Annotated in this window: 17 protein-coding genes and 1 pseudogene; 8 read left to right on the top strand and 10 right to left on the bottom strand. The window is 61.5% G+C overall.

The window, feature by feature from the left end:
• A partial coding sequence (locus AC1Q61_RS32030) for an HNH endonuclease family protein (RefSeq protein WP_492651445.1) occupies positions 1-393 on the top strand: 393 nt, incomplete at its 5' end.
• Between the two features lie 21 nt (positions 394-414).
• Here AC1Q61_RS32030 and AC1Q61_RS32025 read toward each other — a convergent pair.
• Positions 415-1290, bottom strand: a complete 876-nt coding sequence (locus AC1Q61_RS32025) for a hypothetical protein (RefSeq protein ID WP_082900796.1) — start codon at positions 1288-1290, stop codon at positions 415-417.
• Positions 1291-1296: 6 nt separating this feature from the next.
• Between AC1Q61_RS32025 and AC1Q61_RS32020 the strand changes: the two genes are divergently transcribed.
• Entirely contained in the window at positions 1297-2031 is a 735-nt protein-coding gene (locus AC1Q61_RS32020) for a hypothetical protein (RefSeq protein ID WP_338481186.1), read from the top strand.
• Positions 2032-2093: 62 nt separating this feature from the next.
• Here the strand turns inward: AC1Q61_RS32020 and AC1Q61_RS32015 are convergent.
• Positions 2094-2540, bottom strand: a pseudogene (locus tag AC1Q61_RS32015) (SOS response-associated peptidase); the annotation flags it as partial.
• Between the two features lie 130 nt (positions 2541-2670).
• On the opposite strand from AC1Q61_RS32015, the gene AC1Q61_RS32010 reads away from it, so the two are divergent.
• Complete coding sequence (locus AC1Q61_RS32010) at positions 2671-3783, top strand: tyrosine-type recombinase/integrase (protein ID WP_492651444.1); 1113 nt, start codon at positions 2671-2673, stop codon at positions 3781-3783.
• A 235-nt stretch (positions 3784-4018) separates the two neighbouring features.
• On the opposite strand, the gene AC1Q61_RS32005 is transcribed toward AC1Q61_RS32010, so the two are convergent.
• Entirely contained in the window at positions 4019-4168 is a 150-nt protein-coding gene (locus AC1Q61_RS32005) for a hypothetical protein (protein WP_372027965.1), read from the bottom strand.
• A gap of 99 nt (positions 4169-4267) precedes the next feature.
• On the opposite strand from AC1Q61_RS32005, the gene AC1Q61_RS32000 reads away from it, so the two are divergent.
• Both AC1Q61_RS32000 and AC1Q61_RS31995 read left to right on the top strand, forming a co-directional pair.
• The gene (locus AC1Q61_RS32000; protein WP_492651443.1) at positions 4268-6271 is read left to right on the top strand and encodes a tyrosine-type recombinase/integrase; all 2004 of its coding nucleotides are present in this window, start codon (positions 4268-4270) and stop codon (positions 6269-6271) included.
• Positions 6268-6879: a DUF6262 family protein gene (locus AC1Q61_RS31995; protein WP_372027962.1), complete on the top strand. Its 612-nt coding sequence runs from the start codon at positions 6268-6270 to the stop codon at positions 6877-6879. The genes AC1Q61_RS32000 and AC1Q61_RS31995 overlap by 4 nt, the downstream gene beginning before the upstream one ends.
• 134 nt (positions 6880-7013) lie before the next feature.
• Here AC1Q61_RS31995 and AC1Q61_RS31990 read toward each other — a convergent pair whose 3' ends face one another.
• On the bottom strand, positions 7014-7532 hold the full coding sequence (locus AC1Q61_RS31990) for a maleylpyruvate isomerase family mycothiol-dependent enzyme (protein WP_492651442.1): 519 nt from the start codon (positions 7530-7532) through the stop codon (positions 7014-7016).
• A 200-nt stretch (positions 7533-7732) separates the two neighbouring features.
• Here AC1Q61_RS31990 and AC1Q61_RS31985 point away from each other — a divergent pair, with 200 nt between their 5' ends.
• A complete protein-coding gene (locus AC1Q61_RS31985; protein ID WP_372027959.1) occupies positions 7733-8173 on the top strand; it encodes a MarR family winged helix-turn-helix transcriptional regulator in 441 nt (146 codons plus the stop codon).
• Between the two features lie 64 nt (positions 8174-8237).
• Here the strand turns inward: AC1Q61_RS31985 and AC1Q61_RS31980 are convergent, their stop codons facing one another.
• Entirely contained in the window at positions 8238-8780 is a 543-nt protein-coding gene (locus tag AC1Q61_RS31980; RefSeq protein WP_372027958.1) for a PadR family transcriptional regulator, read from the bottom strand.
• Positions 8781-8826: 46 nt separating this feature from the next.
• On the opposite strand from AC1Q61_RS31980, the gene AC1Q61_RS31975 reads away from it, so the two are divergent.
• Positions 8827-9393, top strand: coding sequence for a peptide deformylase (locus AC1Q61_RS31975; protein WP_372027957.1), 567 nt, complete (start codon positions 8827-8829; stop codon positions 9391-9393).
• A 510-nt stretch (positions 9394-9903) separates the two neighbouring features.
• Here AC1Q61_RS31975 and AC1Q61_RS31970 read toward each other — a convergent pair.
• The 4 genes from AC1Q61_RS31970 to AC1Q61_RS31955 form a co-directional block, all read right to left on the bottom strand.
• Positions 9904-12462 (bottom strand): S8 family peptidase, encoded by a 2559-nt coding sequence (locus AC1Q61_RS31970; RefSeq protein ID WP_338481187.1) that lies wholly within the window; start codon positions 12460-12462, stop codon positions 9904-9906.
• Complete coding sequence (locus AC1Q61_RS31965; protein ID WP_076949338.1) at positions 12455-13423, bottom strand: AAA family ATPase; 969 nt, start codon at positions 13421-13423, stop codon at positions 12455-12457. Before AC1Q61_RS31965 ends, AC1Q61_RS31970 begins: the two co-directional genes overlap by 8 nt.
• Before the next feature lie 306 nt (positions 13424-13729).
• Positions 13730-14377, bottom strand: coding sequence for a winged helix-turn-helix transcriptional regulator (locus AC1Q61_RS31960; RefSeq protein ID WP_338481188.1), 648 nt, complete (start codon positions 14375-14377; stop codon positions 13730-13732).
• Positions 14378-14380: 3 nt separating this feature from the next.
• Entirely contained in the window at positions 14381-15112 is a 732-nt protein-coding gene (locus AC1Q61_RS31955) for a hypothetical protein (protein ID WP_261949431.1), read from the bottom strand.
• A gap of 89 nt (positions 15113-15201) precedes the next feature.
• Here AC1Q61_RS31955 and AC1Q61_RS31950 point away from each other — a divergent pair, with 89 nt between their 5' ends.
• Positions 15202-16113 carry an alpha/beta fold hydrolase gene (locus AC1Q61_RS31950; protein ID WP_338481189.1) on the top strand — a complete coding sequence of 304 codons (912 nt, stop codon included), beginning with the start codon at positions 15202-15204 and terminating at the stop codon, positions 16111-16113.
• Positions 16114-16246: 133 nt separating this feature from the next.
• Here the strand turns inward: AC1Q61_RS31950 and AC1Q61_RS31945 are convergent, their stop codons facing one another.
• Positions 16247-16600, bottom strand: coding sequence for an SOS response-associated peptidase family protein (locus AC1Q61_RS31945; protein WP_338481190.1), 354 nt, complete (start codon positions 16598-16600; stop codon positions 16247-16249).
• Positions 16601-17225 lie beyond the last annotated feature (625 nt).

Here is a 17225-nt window from a genome sequence, read left to right as displayed (position 1 = left end):
GTCGCCCACATATCCCGAATCCGTGGAAGGAAGCCCAGGATGATGTCAACGGCACTACCTACTAGCTACGGATTACACGTGGTCGCACTCAGCAACTCTTGGCAGGTCGGTGCTCAGAAACTCACCGAGCGTGAACGACGCAATCTCGCGAACGACCCCCGCAACCTCCTCGCCGTCGACGGGCCGGCAAACCAGAAGAAAAGTGACGGCGACGCCGCGACCTGGCTCCCACCCAACAAGGACTTCCGCTGCCGGTACGTCGCCACGCAGGTCGACGTGAAGTCCACCTACAACCTGTGGGTCACCCAGGCAGAGAAGGATGCCATCAACCGCGTACTGAGCACCTGTGCAACAAGCGAGCCCACGCCGTTCCTGGGATCGACCGGATCGTAACGGCACACTGTTTTCGTTGCATCATTGTGGTGGTCGCTGGCGCATGGTGAGTAATTCGGCGAGTTCGTTGACCGGCTCCCAGATCACTGGTTGAGGCACCTCCGGGGCGCTCTGCCACCGCATTCCGCCGGAGATCCAGCGTTCACGCCACTGTTCATGCGTGCTCGATTGCCTGCTGTGGCGGTGCTGGTCGGCGCCGGGGGCCGCGTCGAACGTGAACGCGCACGCTGGACACCTCTCGCCGGAACCCGAACCATCTCGGGCATAGGGCCGCTCGCGTAATCCAGGGTATCCACAGACTTGGCACCGATAAGTTCTGGTGGTGGAGGGGATGATGTCGACGACGACGCCCTTGCTGCTGAACTTGGTGGGGTAGTCGTCCTCAAGGCGGTTGAGTGCGGTCCACTCCACGCCGGGCTCGATCTGGTGAAACCGGAAGGTTCCGCAATTGCTGTTGACGAAGATCATGCAGCGAACGGGGGTGGGTTCGGGCAGATCGTAGACAAGCTGAGCGAATTCGCGGGCGAACGCGATGCCTTGCTCGAGCAACGCGCGTTGATCGGATCTGGTGATGAACGGTCCCATCGACTCGACCGGAAGGCCGGAGGGAAGGAAGTCTTCAGCGACGGCATTCGGGGCGCGCAGTGGCACATAGTCTTCGAGGTGGAATGAACTGTCGTTGCATTCCCACCCGGTGTAGTCGAAGAAGTTCGCCGGAGGACTCGCGTCGTCGGCACGTGAGTCCGCCCAGACCAGGAGCTTTCCGCGGCGTTCTATTCCGCGATTCAACTTCGCCCTGAGCTGCGGTGTGAGGCCGTCGGTGGGGTCGATCGTGGAGAACCCGACGCCGAGACCGAGGAATGCTGCGGCGTTGTCGGTGATCCGGATAGTGAGCATGTGCTCATGCTTCCAGTGGCCGCGGACTTCCGCTGGCAGGTGATCCTGTGGTGCGGCGCACGCCGGGCCGAGCGCACTTGGGGTGAGCGTTACGGTCTGACGATGACTCCGATTGAAATCGACCTTCCGGATCCGGCTGCAGCACATCGGATGCTCGCGGGATGGGCGGCAGCGTACGCGGCAGTTTTCTCCTTCTCTGACCTCCATTCGACCTTCACCATCGAAAACAATCGAGTCACCTACCGTGACGGCGGCGGATCACACTTCGACTTCATTTCGCTTTCGGGCGGCCGTGCTGCGATCTTCGGTTTCGATCGGCACGACCCTGATCCTGTTTTGGAGGGCGGCCGCGCCGTCTTGTGCGATCACGGTGCCGAACCCTGGTGGCTCGACACCGCAAGCAACGACGAAATCCTGAACTTCGCCTACGGATACGAGTCCGGGAGGTGGAGAGCTGTTGGCCATGATCCGACACGCGTTGTGCCTTTCGTCCTTGCACCGGGTTCGTCCGGGGAGCCGAATTCAGCACTCTCCTCCCTCGCGGACTTCCTCGAGCAGGCTTCGGAAGACCTTCTCGGGCAACCGGTACGCGGAGATGACACAGCCCTCCGCGCGCTGCTCAATGCTGGATCGGACCTCGACGAGCTGACTCTGCGCTCAGCGCTGGTGGGGGAGTACGAGTACCTGCGGGATGGGCTCGAAGCGGCAGCTCTGTTTCGGCTCCACGACGCTCCGCGGTGACCGTCGGCTCATCGCGGCCAGACGAAAGTTGCCGGTCGCGTTGTGCGCCAATGGACGTGTGGTCAGACCGGCTCCAATAGTGACGGGTTGTTGTTGCGAGGGCTGTTCACCGCAGTCGAGACTTCGTAGGGCTCGAGATGCGGCTCCGGAACTGAGTTGATCATGGCCTGGACCTCGCCTTTGTCGGTGAGGTTCGGGTCGAGCCAGTGTTCCCGGAACGATTCGGGCAGGATCAGCGGGGATCTGTCGTGTATGTGCCTCAAGGAATCTGAGGCTGGCCGAGTCAAGACTGTGCAGGTCCATACCCACTTGTCCGGATCATCTTCGGGCAGTTCAGGATCGGGCCACAACTCGTAGAGCCCGGCCATCGCGAGAATATCGTCCTCGCCGCGAAGGAAATAGGGAATCTTCGACCCTGCTTCACTTTTCATCCACTCGTAGTATCCGGCGGCCGGGATGATGGCGCGCCTTTTGGAAGCACTACTTCTGAATGACGGCTTCTCCGTTATCTACTCTTGGTTGCCTGGTGGAGGCACGTTGGTCGACAGTTGTTCGTGCGACGTTCCTTTTCGTTATCAGGGTCTTTGCTGGCGCGTTGGTTAGCTTTGTCATGTGGACGTCTTCGTCGCGGAACGGGCAATGTCACCATCGGATGACTCACTCCGTTATGTCGTGATCGATGGCGCGTACCGCGTGCACACCGAAGCGTCGGCGTATTTAGCGGCGCTGCGCGCATTGGACCGGTCACCGAACACCGAGCGGGTATACGCGAGCCGTATAGCGTTGTTTCTGAGCTACTGCGGGCGATTCGGATTCGATTGGCAGAAAATACAGTTCAGCGACTTGGCGCGCTTTTTGCGGTGGCTGGTCGCTGAGCCGTTGCCGCCGCGCCGACCGAGTTCGCCAACGCGGTTTCGCAGCGCGGGCACAGCGAACGCGGTGATGACGTCGGTGTGCGAGTTCTTACGGTTCGCCGCGGCGCACGGTTGGGTCTCGTCAGAACTGATACCACGGTTGTCACATCGAAAAGACCTGCGATACCTGCCGGGCCACGACAGCGGGGAGATGGGCCAATTCGCCTCCATCCGGGCGAAGTCGTTGAAGTTGACGGCGCCGGTACCCGAGATCGAGTTCCTGACCGCACGGCAGGTAGACGAGCTGATTGCAGCGGCGGCGCGAACCCGAGACCGGTTTCTGATAACTCTGATGGCTCTCACCGGTATCCGAGTCGGCGAAGCGCTGGGTCTACGCCGTGAGGATCTGCATCTGCTACCTCGTGGCGCTTTGGTCGGATGCTCGACCGACGGCCCGCACGTCCATGTGCGCCGACGATGCAATGCCAACGGCGCACTCGCCAAATCCCGGTATCCACGGTCGATTCCGGTAGTGAACGATCTGGTCGGCCTTTACGCCCAGTACCAGCACGAACGGTTCGCAGTCGCGGGCGCGATGGAGTCTGACCTGGTCTTTGTGAACCTCTATCACGAGCCGATCGGCGACGGAATGCGCTACGGCAACGTGCGATCGTTGTTCGCGCGGCTTTCCGCGGCTGCGGGTTTCACAGCGCGCCCGCACATGCTGCGACACACAGCCGCCACCCGATGGATCGAGAATGGTGTGCCCCGCGATGTCGTGCAGGACCTCCTCGGACACGTGTCGTCGGTCTCGATGGATCCGTACCTGCACCCGCCAGAAACGGCCAAACGTGCTGCGGTGGAACGAGTGGCAGCAAGACTGGAGGGATATGACTAGTTCGCAACACTCAGCGTCGATGTTCTCACCGAGTGTCGAGTCCGACTGGATCCGGTGGTTGCGCCGACACACCGACACGAGCTGGCGGCCAGGTGAATGGGACCACGAGCTGTGGTTGTGCACCGCGGACCCTGGCAACCCGCAGAGCACCGTCGACCTCTGCGTGACCCGGGCGTGCACACAAATACTCGGCGACCGCGGTATGTGCACGCATTGTGTTCGCGCGCTGAGCAAGTCAGGTATATCTCGAGACGAGTTCATCGACACCCATGTACCCGACCGGCCGCGCACGAAGTACGGGCAGCGGACAGAACAATGCCGAGTGGAGCGCAACGGTGTACGTTGCGCTCGGCGCTTCGATGTACGCGGCTTGTGTCGACGTCACTACTCCGAGTGGCGCTCACACTCACGACAGAATCCGGCAACCGAACTCGGAACCTGGGTCACTTGTGTCGCCGAACCATTGGGTCCAGAACAGGAACGTATGTGCCTGGTGTTGGGCTGTCTACTGACACCACGCGGGGCAATTCCGTTGTGCCCGTTGCATTACACCCGCCGCAAGACCAACACGCCTGATACTCCGGTCGAGGTATTTGCACGCACCCAACCTCCGTATCTAGGAGCGAACCAGTTTTCGCTCGGTCATCTCTCGGAGCAGCTTCGTTGGGAAGTGCTCTACGCGGTCCAGCAACGGGACCATCGCAACGGGCGGCTCTCCCCTGGTGTCATGCGGCAAGTTGTGCGGGAGTTGGAGCGGGTGCCGAGCGTGGCGACGATGGAGGAGAAGGATCTACCCTCGCTCATCGCCAGCCACGGAACCTCAAGCGTGCAAGCGCACCTGGTCGAGTTCGCGCGCTCGTTGCGTCAGGCACACGACGAGATGCTCGGCATCGAGCACACCGAGAAGATGGTGTGGGATCTAGTTACGTTGGGTGTACAGCCCGACCCCGCCATGCTCGGTGGGCCGCGTCGTCGAGCCGGCACCATAGATTTCGGGGAGATCGAGGTCGAATGGCTGCGCGAACTCACCCGTACATGGGCACGCACAGAGCTGCCCGAGGGCAGGATCATGGTCGAAACGGTGCGCGCGGCAGCTCTGGCCGCGCGAACGCTGCGACAACGCGCCGACCTCGGCGAGAGACCACCTGCCCTCGACCGTGCCGACATGGACCAGGTCGTGGAGGTTTTCCGCACACTCAGCCACGCCGACGGCGCAGTGTTGAGCGTCAGCCGGCGCCGCACCATGGCGCGGCGGTTCTTCGAGCTGATCGAGTACGGCCGCATCAACGGGCGGCTCAACGGGCTCGGTCCCGGTTTCAACCGGCACCGCTTCCACATGATTCCGTTCACAGGCGACCGCGAGGAGGAAGTTGGTCGAGCCCTGCCTGCTTCGGTTCTCCGGCAGCTTGATGCCAACCTTGACCGTATCGGTGTCGGCTTCAGCCACGGCGAACTCACCCCCGGGCAGGTCAACGCAATGTTCCGAACTATCTTCATTGTCATGCGCGACACGGGTCGACGCCCACTTGAGGTCGCCAGTCTGCTCCGGGACTGTGTGACCGGAAATGACGAACCAACGCTGCATTGGAACAACATCAAATCCAAACGGCTCGGCCGCAAACTACCGATTACCCGGGCAACTGCTGCCGCGATCGGCGAGTGGCAGGAAATCCGACAGACCTTGCCAGCACCACCTGCGAGCAGCGAGTACCTGTTCCCCGCGAAGTCTTCGATTGCACGCGAGCCGTTTATCCGGACGCACTACATCTCCCGTGTGATGCGGGCATGGGTGGACCAGATAGACCGGCTCGATTCCGATTCCGTCGATGCCGACGGCATCCCACTCCCGTTCGATCGAACCCTGGTTTACCCCTACACACTCCGCCACACCTACGCGCAACGGCACGCCGATGCCGGCGTGCCCGTCGACGTACTGCGCGACCTGATGGACCACAAACACATCAACACCACCACGATCTACTACGAAATCACTACCAGCCGAAAACGTGAAGCCGTCGCGACCGTGGCCTCATTCACCGTCGACCGGGCCGGGCGGCCGGCCCCGATGAACGACCAAGCTGCCTACGAGGTGCGGGCGGTCGCGGTCCCATTCGGCAACTGCATCGAACCGTCCAACGTGAAAGCCGGCGGCGGAGCCTGCCCCGTGCGTTTCCAATGCGCCGGATGCGGCTTCTACCGGCCCGATCCGTCCTACCTGACCGCGATCGAAGAACATATCAACTCGCTCAAAGCCGACCGGGAAACCGCCCACGCGATGGACGTCGCTGGATTCGTCGTCGAGAACCTCACCGCACAGATCGACGCGTTCACCCACGTGCACCAGACCATGACCGACCAGCTCGACACCCTCGCCCCGGACGAACGAGCCCGCGTCGACGAAGCCTCGGCCGTATTGCGGAAATCACGTGCGGGCATCGCAGGCCGCTCACTGCCGTTGCACGTAATCGGCAAGAACACCGCAACATGAGCAGTTCACGCACCTCCGCCGATGTCCTGGTCCAAGCGCGCCGACAAGCATCCCAACGAAAACGCGCACACGTCAAAACCGTTGTCGACCAGATGAAAACCAGCGCCACCCCGATCACCTTCACCGCCGTCGCCAAGGCTGCGGGCGTGTCCACCTGGCTCGTCTACGCCGAAGGCATACGCGGCTACATCGAACAGGCCCGCGCCGACCAAGCCGCCGCACCGGACCGCGCAACAGTGACTGGCACCCGCGCCAGTGCCGCCAGCCTACGAACCGACCTAGAACTCGCTCGTCAGGACAACCGCGCCCTCCGCTCCGAAGTCGACCGACTCACGACCGCCCTGCGACACAATCTCGGCCGCCAACTCGACGAAGAATCCACCCACCATCTCCGCTCCCGCGTCGACGACCTCACCACCGCCAACTCGAAGCTGCAAGACGAAATCCGTGGCCTCACAAAAGAAAACATCGACCTGCAGAACGCACTACGCACCACAGAAGACGATCTCACCGCGGCTCGCACGGGTCTGCGCCGGATGATTCGCGAACAAACCAGCCAACTCGACCGCGAGCTCGGGCACCAAGTACTGGACAACGAAAACCCTTGAACAGTACAAGCACTCACCGATGGAGAATTCTCCACTCACACAAGAACTTCGGACACGTCAATTCCGTGCGCCTCCGGCACCTCCACACGCACAACGATGCTGTCCATCGGGCGGATGCAACCATAGTTCGACCGTTAGACCCGGCCCGACATTCTGAGCGCACTCGCCCATACCGAATCGACATTTTCGATCGGCGATTTCTGCAGCACCGTCAGGGTCCGGTGGGCAACCTCGGCGGCCGGGCGGTAGTCGAATCCCATCGCTTGCGCCAAGTCCCAACTGTGGATGACGGTGTCGCTGACGTGCTTGTCATAGATGGCGCCGGCGTCGAGGTCGACCCCGTCAATGCAGTAGCGCAGCTCAGCAGAGGAAACGGATATGAAGGCTTCCTCCGCTCGGCGGGCCGTCTGACGATACAGCTCCTCGAACCCGCCGCCGTAGATATTTGCCGAGGTGTCGAGGGCCGACCTCCGCGATGAGTCGACTTGATGGGGCACGTGTACTACCTGATGGGTGAGCCCTGCAGTAATGGCGATATTTCGGTCGATGAGGTGCACGTACAGGTCGCCGACATCCCATGCAGGCACCGGCGTTTGCTGCCTGAGATCGCCGTGGGTGACCTCAGAGAGCCATCCCGCGAGGTTTTCGGTCACGGTGTGCAACATGGATACGTCCATAGCGGCCCCCTTCGGGCATAGCCGAGACATCACACTCGACCACTTGGTCGTGGTCGAGGTGCCGAGACCGGCAAGGTGTGAATTAACGTCAAATGTGCAGAGAACTAAACTTGATCCTCTACCTCGGTAGATGAACTGATCCTCTACTACGGTAGACGATAATGGGAAGGCCGTCCATGACCGGTTCCGAAAATCCAGCACACGAAGAGGCAGACCTCGCTGCGCTCATGTTTCGAGTCCTGCCGCGCTTAGGCGCTCTGGAGGAGCCCCTATTGCGCGATGCCGGACTGTCGATGTGGGAGTACGCAATCTTGACCGAGGTCGCCTCGAGCGCCGCCATGTCTCAGGTGGAGCTCTCCCGCCGGACCCGCCGTGACCCCACTCGATTGGGTCGACATCTGGACGCATTGGTCTCGCAGGGACTCGTCAGCCGCGAACGCTCCCGCGACCAACGTCAGCGCACTGTCGGCATTACTTCAAGTGGGCAAACCTTGCTCGATGCGGTCCGCGGAAAAATCAGGGAAGCGGAAGACGAACTCCTTCACGCAGCGCTGACAGAGAGCGATGCCACGATCCTGCGCGAGATGCTTGCTCGGCTCGCCACGGCCTGCGAATGACACAAGACCGTGCCCTGACGGCACATGCTTAAGCGCGCCAGGGAGACCTTCCGACTGCCACAAGCTAACGCGCTTCGAGTTTGTCGATACTGTCGAGCACCTCTCTGTGCCAAGATATTTCGGTTTGGATACGCATCTTTGCATGAGAGACGATGAGATCGTCCGCGACGCTCTGATCTGGCCACCGCCGGTCGAGTTGATGATCGAACTGCAACTCACGGGCAGCAAGGACCGCGATACGGTCCTCGATGTAGCCGCGCAATACCTCGCGGTCGAGGTCCGCACTTACGGCCAGGGCGAGGTCGACAGGGTCCGGTTTGAGTTCGAACTCGGTGAATGCCTCATCCCGCAGGGCTCGCAGTTCTCTCGCCCCTTCCTCGGTGATCTCGTAGACGGTTCTGGCGGGCAGCGCTCCGTCCTGCTCGGTGCGTAGTGGTCTGATCAGCCCCTCGCCTTCGAGTCGATGCAAAGCGCCGTAGAGCGAGCCAGGCTTGACCTGCGACCACAGTTCCGCACGATCCACGCGGGCGTCGCGACGAAGCTGGTGACCGTGCATGGGTCCTCGCTTGGAGAGAGCGCCGAGGACGAACAGCCGCGTGGGATTCATACCCATAGTTCTACCTGAGTACTCGTATTTGAGTACTCTCTTTCGTATGACTATTCGACCGATCCTCATCGCCGGCGACCCACGCCTGACCACACCAGCGGTCACGGTAACGGTGTTCAACGGCGAACTCGCAGCTTTCGTCGATGATCTCTACGAGACGAACACGGCAGCTAACGGGGCTGGGCTCGCGGCTAATCAAGTCGGAGACCAACGGTCGGTCTTCGTCTACGACCTGATCGACGACGGCCGGCGGTTCCGAGGTCACGTCGTCAATCCGAAACTGGAGACATCAGTACTGCCAGAGACGATGCCCGACCCGGAGGATTTGGAAGGGTGCCTTTCCGTTCCCGGTGAGCATTACCCGACAGGGCGAGCCGAGTGGGCGCGGGTAACCGGGGTGGACGTCGACAACCAGCCCATCTCGGTCGAAGGCACCGGCTATCTGGCTCGATGCCTACAACACGAAACCGATCACTTGGCAGGCCACCTCTATCTAGACCGGTTGATCGGACGTAATCGGCGTGCGGCTCGCAAGATGATCAAACAGCGTCTATGGACTGAACCCGAAAACGTATGGGTCCCAGGGTCCGACAAAGATCCCTTCGGCTGGTAAGGGATCGTCGACACGAACGCTCCGCACCGGCGACGATCTACTCCCCGGATCTAGCCCGATCACAAATCGGACTAACAGGGGCTAGAGACCCAGGACGACTCCAACTCGGCTCGACACCGTTGACAGCCATAGGAAAATCAATCACCAAAGGCTCCCCCGGGCACTGCCATGCCTTACATGCCTGAGCAACTCCTAGCTGGTCAACATCGCATAACGCGCAGTTCAAATGATGCAAAGTCGCTATCCCGAAGCTGGCAGGGGCAGATAATCTCCGTGACGGTTTCGCTGCGGGCGTTGATCAACTTGGACGCCATCTTCCGGTCTTTCGCCCAGGCCGGGAGCAAGCCCTTAACCGGACTACGAGCGCTCGTAGTCCGTTAGCGGCGTATCGGTATCGGCAGGCTCGTGTCCTCGATCCTGATGTCGGGGAGCCGAGGTGAGCAAACTCCGGCTGAACTGCCCACCCAAGACGTGCCCCTCTTGTACAAGGTCGTCGAAAATTGAAGGCCTCTAGGTCGTTGTTATCTCCGCGGGAACGGACACCCGCAACTGGTTGGCAATTGGAGTGTAGAGATCGATGTCTTGCTCATCGGTCCGCAATGAAAGCAACAGTGCGTAGCGCACGGGAAAGTTCACGCGGTCGGCACGACGGTTGTTCTTCCACCAGCCCCCGACCGGATAGACCGCAACGGAGTTGCATTGCGCGAGTTCAGTTCCCGTGCCATTCCACTCGTCCTGATGTAGAGACCCGAAGTTGCGTTGGTTGGGTCCGATGAACCAGCGGTCCGTTGTGGTTCCGGTGCGAGGTGAACCGTCCTCACTGAGCTGTGCATCGCGATTGATACGGGCAATGAACTCCGGCTGGGTCTCGACTGGACCTTGGAGATCGAATCGCAGGCTGTGGGAAGGATATGCGTAGCGCTGGCGCCAACCTCGGCGAGATGCGGATGGTTCGATGAAGTACGACAGGCTGATTCGCAACCGTACGCTTTCTGCGCCAAGCTGTTCGAGCACGTCGGACGGCCACGGCAAACGGTGTAGCCGAAACCGCCGCATCCGAAAATCGTCGCCTTCGAAGGGGAGGAACTGGTCCTGGGTGACCAGAGTGACTGCCTGACGTGAAGAGTTCAGCACTGCGGCCTCCGTGGGCACTCCCCACCCGTAGCGGCGCAGGAGTTGAAGACGATCGGTCTTGCGCTGGTCTTGGCGAACCTCTGCTTCCATCGATGGGGTCCATTCGGCGGCGTGGGTGAGTAGTCCGCGGATCGTCTCCGGCCAGTAGTCCGGGTACCGGGCGACTGCCAAGGCCGCGAGGCGGGCAGCTTGAGCGGTAGCGGCGCTGGTGGCGTTTGCCGAGGCTAGAGCAAGATCGTTCGCTGTGCCTGTAGTGCGCAGTGACAACATCGGGTGCTTGTCTTCGAAGGTCCCTGCTCCGTCGGTGAGGACGTTTCCGCCCTCCATGCAGATGTCAGGCTTGATCGGCCAGTTCCGCTGGTTGAACATCACCGACGTCCGACTGTGTGGGGAGAGCCCTCCGCGCTCCGCCATCGGATTCCAACCCCGGTACTGCGGGTCCTCAGGTATGCCGTCCAGATCAGTATGTGCGCCGACGGTGAGGGCGTTCCATGCCTGAGCGGGATCTTCTACTGCTGACGTGTCGGACTCGGTGCGGTGGTCGAGTTGGTAGCTGTCGACATTTCCGGCTGCTACCAGGAAGAGCCGGGAGGAGTCAGGGTCGGGTGCGGACAGTAGCTGCAGTTGGTCCCCGTCGCGGGCGGTGTCGGTTCCGACGGCAAGCGCGTCCACCGCCGCCGACCACAGCGTGGGCTCTCCCGGTTTGTCCGGGCTCGTGCTGAGGGTCAAGCAGAACACACGCTGCCTTGGTGCGGTGATCTCCGGCATCGCGACGGCCTCGACAGTGGCTGTGCCGTAGTCGCGTGGGTTCGTCGCGGCCTCGGACTTCGAGGGCATCATCCGGACCGATTCCAGGCGGAGGCTGAGATGCACTGGCCCAGTGGAGGTGAGGTGCTCTTCGAGGCTGCCGTAGAGCGCGAGACCAGCCATCGTGGTCCCGTGCCCCTCCACATCGCTTCCGGAGATGCCGATGATGGTGTGCAAGTCTGCCACGGCGAGGGAATCTTTTAAGAGCACATGGGCTCGGTTGACGCCGGTGTCGAGGTGGCACACAGCGGGGGCGTGATCGGCTGCGGGTACGAGCCGTTCCGCAAGATCGCGAACGTACTCGTCTTGTTCGGTCGCAGGGAGATCTTCGATAGTGTCGATGAATTCCGGTTTCCGGATCTCGGCCAGGGGGACGCTCGTGACGGGCAGGATCTGGAGTTGCGACCAGGTCGCCTCGACCCACACGACAACTCGGTCACGCAGGGCAACCGACCGGGGCAATGTTCGCAGTTGGTAGGTGGCGAGGAATCCGTTGAAGGTGTCGAGATGCGGCTGGGTGGAATCGAGCCAGAGTTCCCACCAGTGTCGGCCGGAGCGAGGCGGTTCGCCAGCGGAGGTCCACAAGTCGTCCAGGAACGCTTGCCGGATCCGTGCGATGTTCGCCACCAGCGCTTGGTTTACCGGATTTCCGTCCGGCGTCGTCCAATGCTCCTCCACCGCTCTGGTCGAGACCTTCGTAAGATAGTCCTCGAAGATCTTGACGAACTGCGGCCGGTGCGCGTCAGACACCCAGACTGTGGCTCGCTCCGGTTCCGTAGCCGTTGCTTGGTGCACCGACAGGAGGAGCCACTTCGGGCGCTTGGGGGTTTTCCGGTGCCGCGTGAGTTGGCTCAACTGATCCAGCTTCAACGGATACGCCGCGTGCGCACCTTCGAGAACGATCACACTGCCGAGCGCCCGCAGCTCTTCCTCACTGACGCTTAATGTATGGCGTTCGGTGTCGATGTCGGCGAACGCCTTGTCGAGCTCACCTCGGAGTGCCAGGCCATGCGCCCGCCGCTCTACGGGACGGATCTTGACGTCCCCTTGGCCGCCCCGGTGAAAACTTTCGTCAGCGGCCTGTTCGACGACATAGAGATGGTCGAGGTGCCGTGGTTGTTCAGCCAACGCTCGCGGACCGTCGCGCTTTGAGGGTCGCGACGATGTCCTCGCGAGTCACATGCGCGTCACCGCGCATGAGCACCTTTTTCGCGGCGGCCTCGGCTGCTTTGACCAGGTCGGCATGGCTGAGACCTGAGGTGTACTGAGTGAGTTTCGCCAAGCTCAGTCCTGTTGCCAGCGAACCGAGGCGTGCACGGATCACCACGCCGGCCTGACGGGCATCGGGAAGGTCATAGGTGAGGACCGTGTCGAACCGTCGGAACAACGCGCGGTCGAGGATGTCGCGGTGATTGGTTGCGGCGATGACAATCGACTCCGGGCTGGCCTGCTCGAGGAATACGAGGAAAGAATTGAGAATGCGCCGCGCCTCCCCGACATCGTTCCCCGAACGATCGGCACCAAGCGCGTCGAATTCATCGAAGAGGTAGACACCTCGCCGCTCAGCGACTGCGTCGAAGACAAGTCGTAGTTTGCTGCCGGTCTCGCCCATGTACTTGCTCAGAAGGCCGTCCAGCCGGACGGTGAACATCGGCAAGGCCAGCTCGTGAGCCAGTACTGATGCCGTCATCGTCTTACCCGTGCCGGGTGGTCCTTCCAGCAAAAGGCGGTGTATCGGCGCAAACCCGTGTTCCACGAGGTTCTTGCGCTGACGCTGCTCAGCGATCACTTGCTCGATCTGAGAGGTGAGCTCGCCGGGCACGATCAACTCCCGCAGCTCGATCTGAGGATGGGAAGCCTCGACCAATTCGGCCAGGTCGCCGCGCGGCTGCACGAGCTGCGTGACGTTGCTACGGGGAGTGATCTGCCGTGAGGTATCGACGGCCTGCTTAATATCCGCAGCGAGAACGTGGTGCCCACGCTTCGCCTCACGGGCCGCGACCTGCAGAGCAACGGAGTAAAACACCGAGTCGTCGCCGGAGGCATGACTACGGACCATCGCCGTGATGTGTTCACCAAGGCCTGCCATTATTCGCCTCCCGCCTTCGCTGGTATTCGTGCCTTCTCTGGTATTCATTACTGCCGCTCACCGATCCCAGCGAGAGCCACAGGTACGCAATTCTCTCATCGTAGTGACTGACCATTCGCAACCATGGCTCCCCCGCCGTTGCCCACGCAGATCACCGAACGGACTCACCAGTCCCATCGGACGAATCGTGACGCACTGCAGCGTCGGTGACCGAGACGAAAGGATGGTCGGGCACCGGAGGGCGATCCATGCGCTTATAGAACCGCTTCTGTCTCCACCGTTCGTCGCACGCAGAACCAAGACTCGTCAGGGGCCGAAAATCGCAGCCAGGTCCTGGCTTTCGCCGCGGAGCTCGCCAGCAGCGATCGCCTGGTCGGTCGTCAGCATGCCCGATGCAAGGCCAAGTACCACCATCGGTTCTGCTCGAAGGACAGTCTCGGGTTGTACGTCGACTTCGAGCGCGACGCGGGCACCCGTTTCGTCAACGCGAACGGCGAGGTTCATGCCGTCGACCTCGAAGCCGATGGTCGCAGGTACCTCAATTCGCTTGCCCTCCATCAGTGATTCGAGCGCGACCACCAACCAATGAGGTTGGAAACTGTCGCCACGCGGACCTGCAATCATGAGCGGCGTACTCCAGTTCACCAACGCCGTGACAGCACCGCGAAGCTCCCTTCCCCAGGCGGTGAGCGTGTAGGCGATGGCGTTGCTGTCGGTGTCGAGTTGGCGCTGAACTACGCCGGACTGTTCGAGTTCCCTCAGACGCTCGGCCAGCAGGTTGGTGGAGATCCCCGGCAGCCCGGCCTGAAGTTTCCCGTATCGGGCAGGGCCGCCGAGCAGCTCACGCACGATGAGCAGGCTCCACCTGTTGCCTACGACGTCGAGTGCCCGCGCCAACCCGCAGTATTGGCCGTAAGACCGCTTGATTGCCGACTTGTCCTCTTCCGTACTCACCGGTCAGACCTCCGTCCCAATTTCGTCGAAGTCGAGTGCCAACAGCGTCGGCCTGGGGAGAACTCGGCCGCCCGGACCCCTGGGAAGCACACGGCGCCGGACGGGGAAGACGAGCCCCTCGAACTCTCGGTGGTCATCGCAGTAGATCGAGGCCGCCGCCCAACGGCCAACTGGTTCAGCGACGAAGTCGTGGCGTCGGATCAAGCCAGCAGGGTCGACGTAGAAGGTCTGTCGTCGACAGTGGGTATCGATCTGTTCGGGGAATGTTGCATGGAGCCGCCGCCATGTCTGTCCTGATTCCCGCCATGGTTCACCTTCGGTAACGACGATGTCGGCGCGTCCGAGCAACAGTGGTGCCGTCAGGTAGTTCCACAAGGCGTATCCGGCGAAGTAAGTGGTGTCGAGTGGATCCCACCGGACGTTGCGGCGGATACCGGTGCGTCCGAAAAATGCTGAACGAGGATCGATTCGGGTGGCGAGTGGTTCTCCGTCGCGGGTTTCGATCCTCACGTCGCCTCCGTCGAACACAGCACGATTGCCGGTTTGTGGGAAATCATGGAGGACGGTGCGCCGCGCGGCGACGTGCACCTCGGCAGTGAAACTGGCCAGCTTGTTGCCGGCGAAGCGAGTGGGCAGCAGACCACCTATACGTCCCCGAGCTGTAATCGTCGAAACCGACTTCCAACGCTCAGCGCCGCCATGTGCAGCCAGGACGTCGTTGATCAATTCACTCATTCAGCCTCTCCCATCATCTACTTCATGTTTGATTGTGAACTACAGAAGAACAAGTCGATGCGAAAACAGCGAAACAGGAGGATCAGCACATGACGACCACACAGCCTTCGGGCCAACGCCCGGCATGGGTGGACAACGAGTTGTTCCCGTTCGAAAGCCACTTCGTGGAGTTGGACGGAAACGTCGTGCACTACGTCGACGAGGGCTCGGGTCCTACATTGCTGATGCTGACCGGAAATCCGGTCTGGTCCTTCGCCTACCGCGAAGCAATCACCAACCTCCGGGACAGGTTCCGGTGCATCGCCGTGGACTTTCCGGGATTCGGCCTCTCGACCGGTGCACCCGGCTATCAGTACCTGGCCCGCGATCACGCGGACCTGCTCGTGTCCTTCCTCGACCGCTTGAACCTGACGCAACTGACACTGGTCGGCCACAACTGGGGAGGCCCGTTCGGCCTATATGCCGCCCAGCAACGAACGGACAAGTTCGAACGCCTCATCCTCACCAACACCTGGGCATGGCCGTTGAACGGTGACCCGTCCAGCGAACTGTTCTCCCGCGGCGTAGGAAGCCCGATCGGACGCGCGCTTATCCAACGGTTCAATCTGATGGTCGAGTACTACATTCCCTCAGCACACAAGCGGCGGAAGCTCTCCGACGCCGAAATGGCGCACTACCGCCAGGCAATGCCCACGCCAGCACGCCGCCGCGCCTGCGCAGCCCTTCCCGGAGAACTCGTCGGGGCTCGTAAGTTCTTCACCGATCTGGAGGGCCAACTCAGCGCACTCGAGAAACTGCCCACGCTGCTCGTGTGGGCAGATGCGGACCCAATCTTCACCGACAAATACCGTCAGCGCTTCGAAGAGGCCTTCCCCGACCACACCACGACGGTGCTCCCCGGAGTCGGCCACTTCCTACAATCCGACGCACCAGCCGAGTTCAGCAACGCAATCAAGACGTGGTGGGACGAACTGGCCAGTCGCGACAGCACGGCCTCATAGAAGTCGCGGGCGCTCTTCACTCGAACGAGAAACTGCTTGCTCCACAATCGCATCCAGGATCGACATCGGGGAATGTGTAGCGACGACTGGCGACGGCCGCACCCTTGCGGACACACGTCACCAACGTGCCACGTCACGGGGCGGATATCGGCCAGTGACGTCGCGCCGATCGCTCGCTAACCAACGTCACAACTATGCCGTCGGAGGGGTAGATAACTGGCCGGGCCAAGACTGCACAGGTCCATACCCACTTGTTCGGATCGCCCTCGGGCAGTTCAGGATCGGGCCACAACTCGTAGAGTCCAGCCATTACTTCCAGGTCACCTTCCCCATGAAGAAAGTACGGAATCTTCTTTCCCTCTTCGCTTTTCATCCATTCGTAGTAGCCGTTCGCGGGGATGATGGTGCGCCGCTTGGCGGCGCAACTTCTGAACGACGTTTTCTCCGTGACGGTTTCACTGCGGGAGTTGATCAGTTTGGAGGCCATCTTTCGGTCTTTTGCCCCGGTATGGAGCAAGCCCTTTACTGGACTTCGCGCTCAGTCCCCGACGTCCTGTCGATCATTCAGAATCTCGACCAGCCGATCCTGGACTTTTCCGACGTGATCATCGATGAGTGGATCAGTCCGAAGTGCCGCGACGATGCGGTGATGCAGTTCTAGCCGCGCAACGGATCGTTCCGCCGTAGATCGGGTCGTTCGCCACTGACATGGTCGACCTGGGCCCGCGTGCTGACTTCTGCGGGTGCCATGTCGCGAGCAAGCGCGGATCTGTCTCGCCGGCGAATCGGCGCCGCTCACCGACGAGATTCTCCTTATCGGGGGATGCCGAGAAGTACCGGTTCAACGGTCCGGCGCTCGGCGCGGTTAAGAGCGGCCATCTTTCCTGCGGCCGCGTCGAGACTGATTTGTAGGCCCTGTATCTCTCCGAGCCAGCCATTGGTGCGGGCTTCGGCGATGCGGTCACGCAGGTTCTCGATAATTGCGGCCAGCCGTGGTCGTGCGCGTGGATCCACGCGCAGCATCGGGCAGCGGACGCCCCGTTGACTGAACTAAATGCCGAACGGTGCTGGTCTGAAGGGGTGGGGTCGATGTGGGTCGGTAGCTTGCGGAC

The sequence above is a fragment of the Rhodococcus sp. MPR-R1B genome (assembly GCF_058793255.1).
Note: the sequence above shows the minus strand (reverse complement) of the source record. Positions and strands in the feature narration are given on the sequence as shown.

Excerpts from the sequence above, each read along its gene's own strand:
- AC1Q61_RS32025 (WP_082900796.1), bottom strand. The coding sequence starts at position 1,290 with ATGCTCACTATCCGGATCACCGACAACGCCGCAGCATTCCTCGGTCTC.
- AC1Q61_RS32020 (WP_338481186.1), top strand. The coding sequence starts at position 1,297 with ATGCTTCCAGTGGCCGCGGACTTCCGCTGGCAGGTGATCCTGTGGTGC.
- AC1Q61_RS32010 (WP_492651444.1), top strand. The coding sequence starts at position 2,671 with ATGTCACCATCGGATGACTCACTCCGTTATGTCGTGATCGATGGCGCG.
- AC1Q61_RS32000 (WP_492651443.1), top strand. The coding sequence starts at position 4,268 with ATGTGCCTGGTGTTGGGCTGTCTACTGACACCACGCGGGGCAATTCCG.
- AC1Q61_RS31995 (WP_372027962.1), top strand. The coding sequence starts at position 6,268 with ATGAGCAGTTCACGCACCTCCGCCGATGTCCTGGTCCAAGCGCGCCGA.
- AC1Q61_RS31985 (WP_372027959.1), top strand. The coding sequence starts at position 7,733 with ATGACCGGTTCCGAAAATCCAGCACACGAAGAGGCAGACCTCGCTGCG.
- AC1Q61_RS31980 (WP_372027958.1), bottom strand. The coding sequence starts at position 8,780 with ATGAATCCCACGCGGCTGTTCGTCCTCGGCGCTCTCTCCAAGCGAGGA.
- AC1Q61_RS31975 (WP_372027957.1), top strand. The coding sequence starts at position 8,827 with ATGACTATTCGACCGATCCTCATCGCCGGCGACCCACGCCTGACCACA.
- AC1Q61_RS31965 (WP_076949338.1), bottom strand. The coding sequence starts at position 13,423 with ATGGCAGGCCTTGGTGAACACATCACGGCGATGGTCCGTAGTCATGCC.
- AC1Q61_RS31955 (WP_261949431.1), bottom strand. The coding sequence starts at position 15,112 with ATGAGTGAATTGATCAACGACGTCCTGGCTGCACATGGCGGCGCTGAG.
- AC1Q61_RS31950 (WP_338481189.1), top strand. The coding sequence starts at position 15,202 with ATGACGACCACACAGCCTTCGGGCCAACGCCCGGCATGGGTGGACAAC.
- AC1Q61_RS31945 (WP_338481190.1), bottom strand. The coding sequence starts at position 16,600 with ATGGCCTCCAAACTGATCAACTCCCGCAGTGAAACCGTCACGGAGAAA.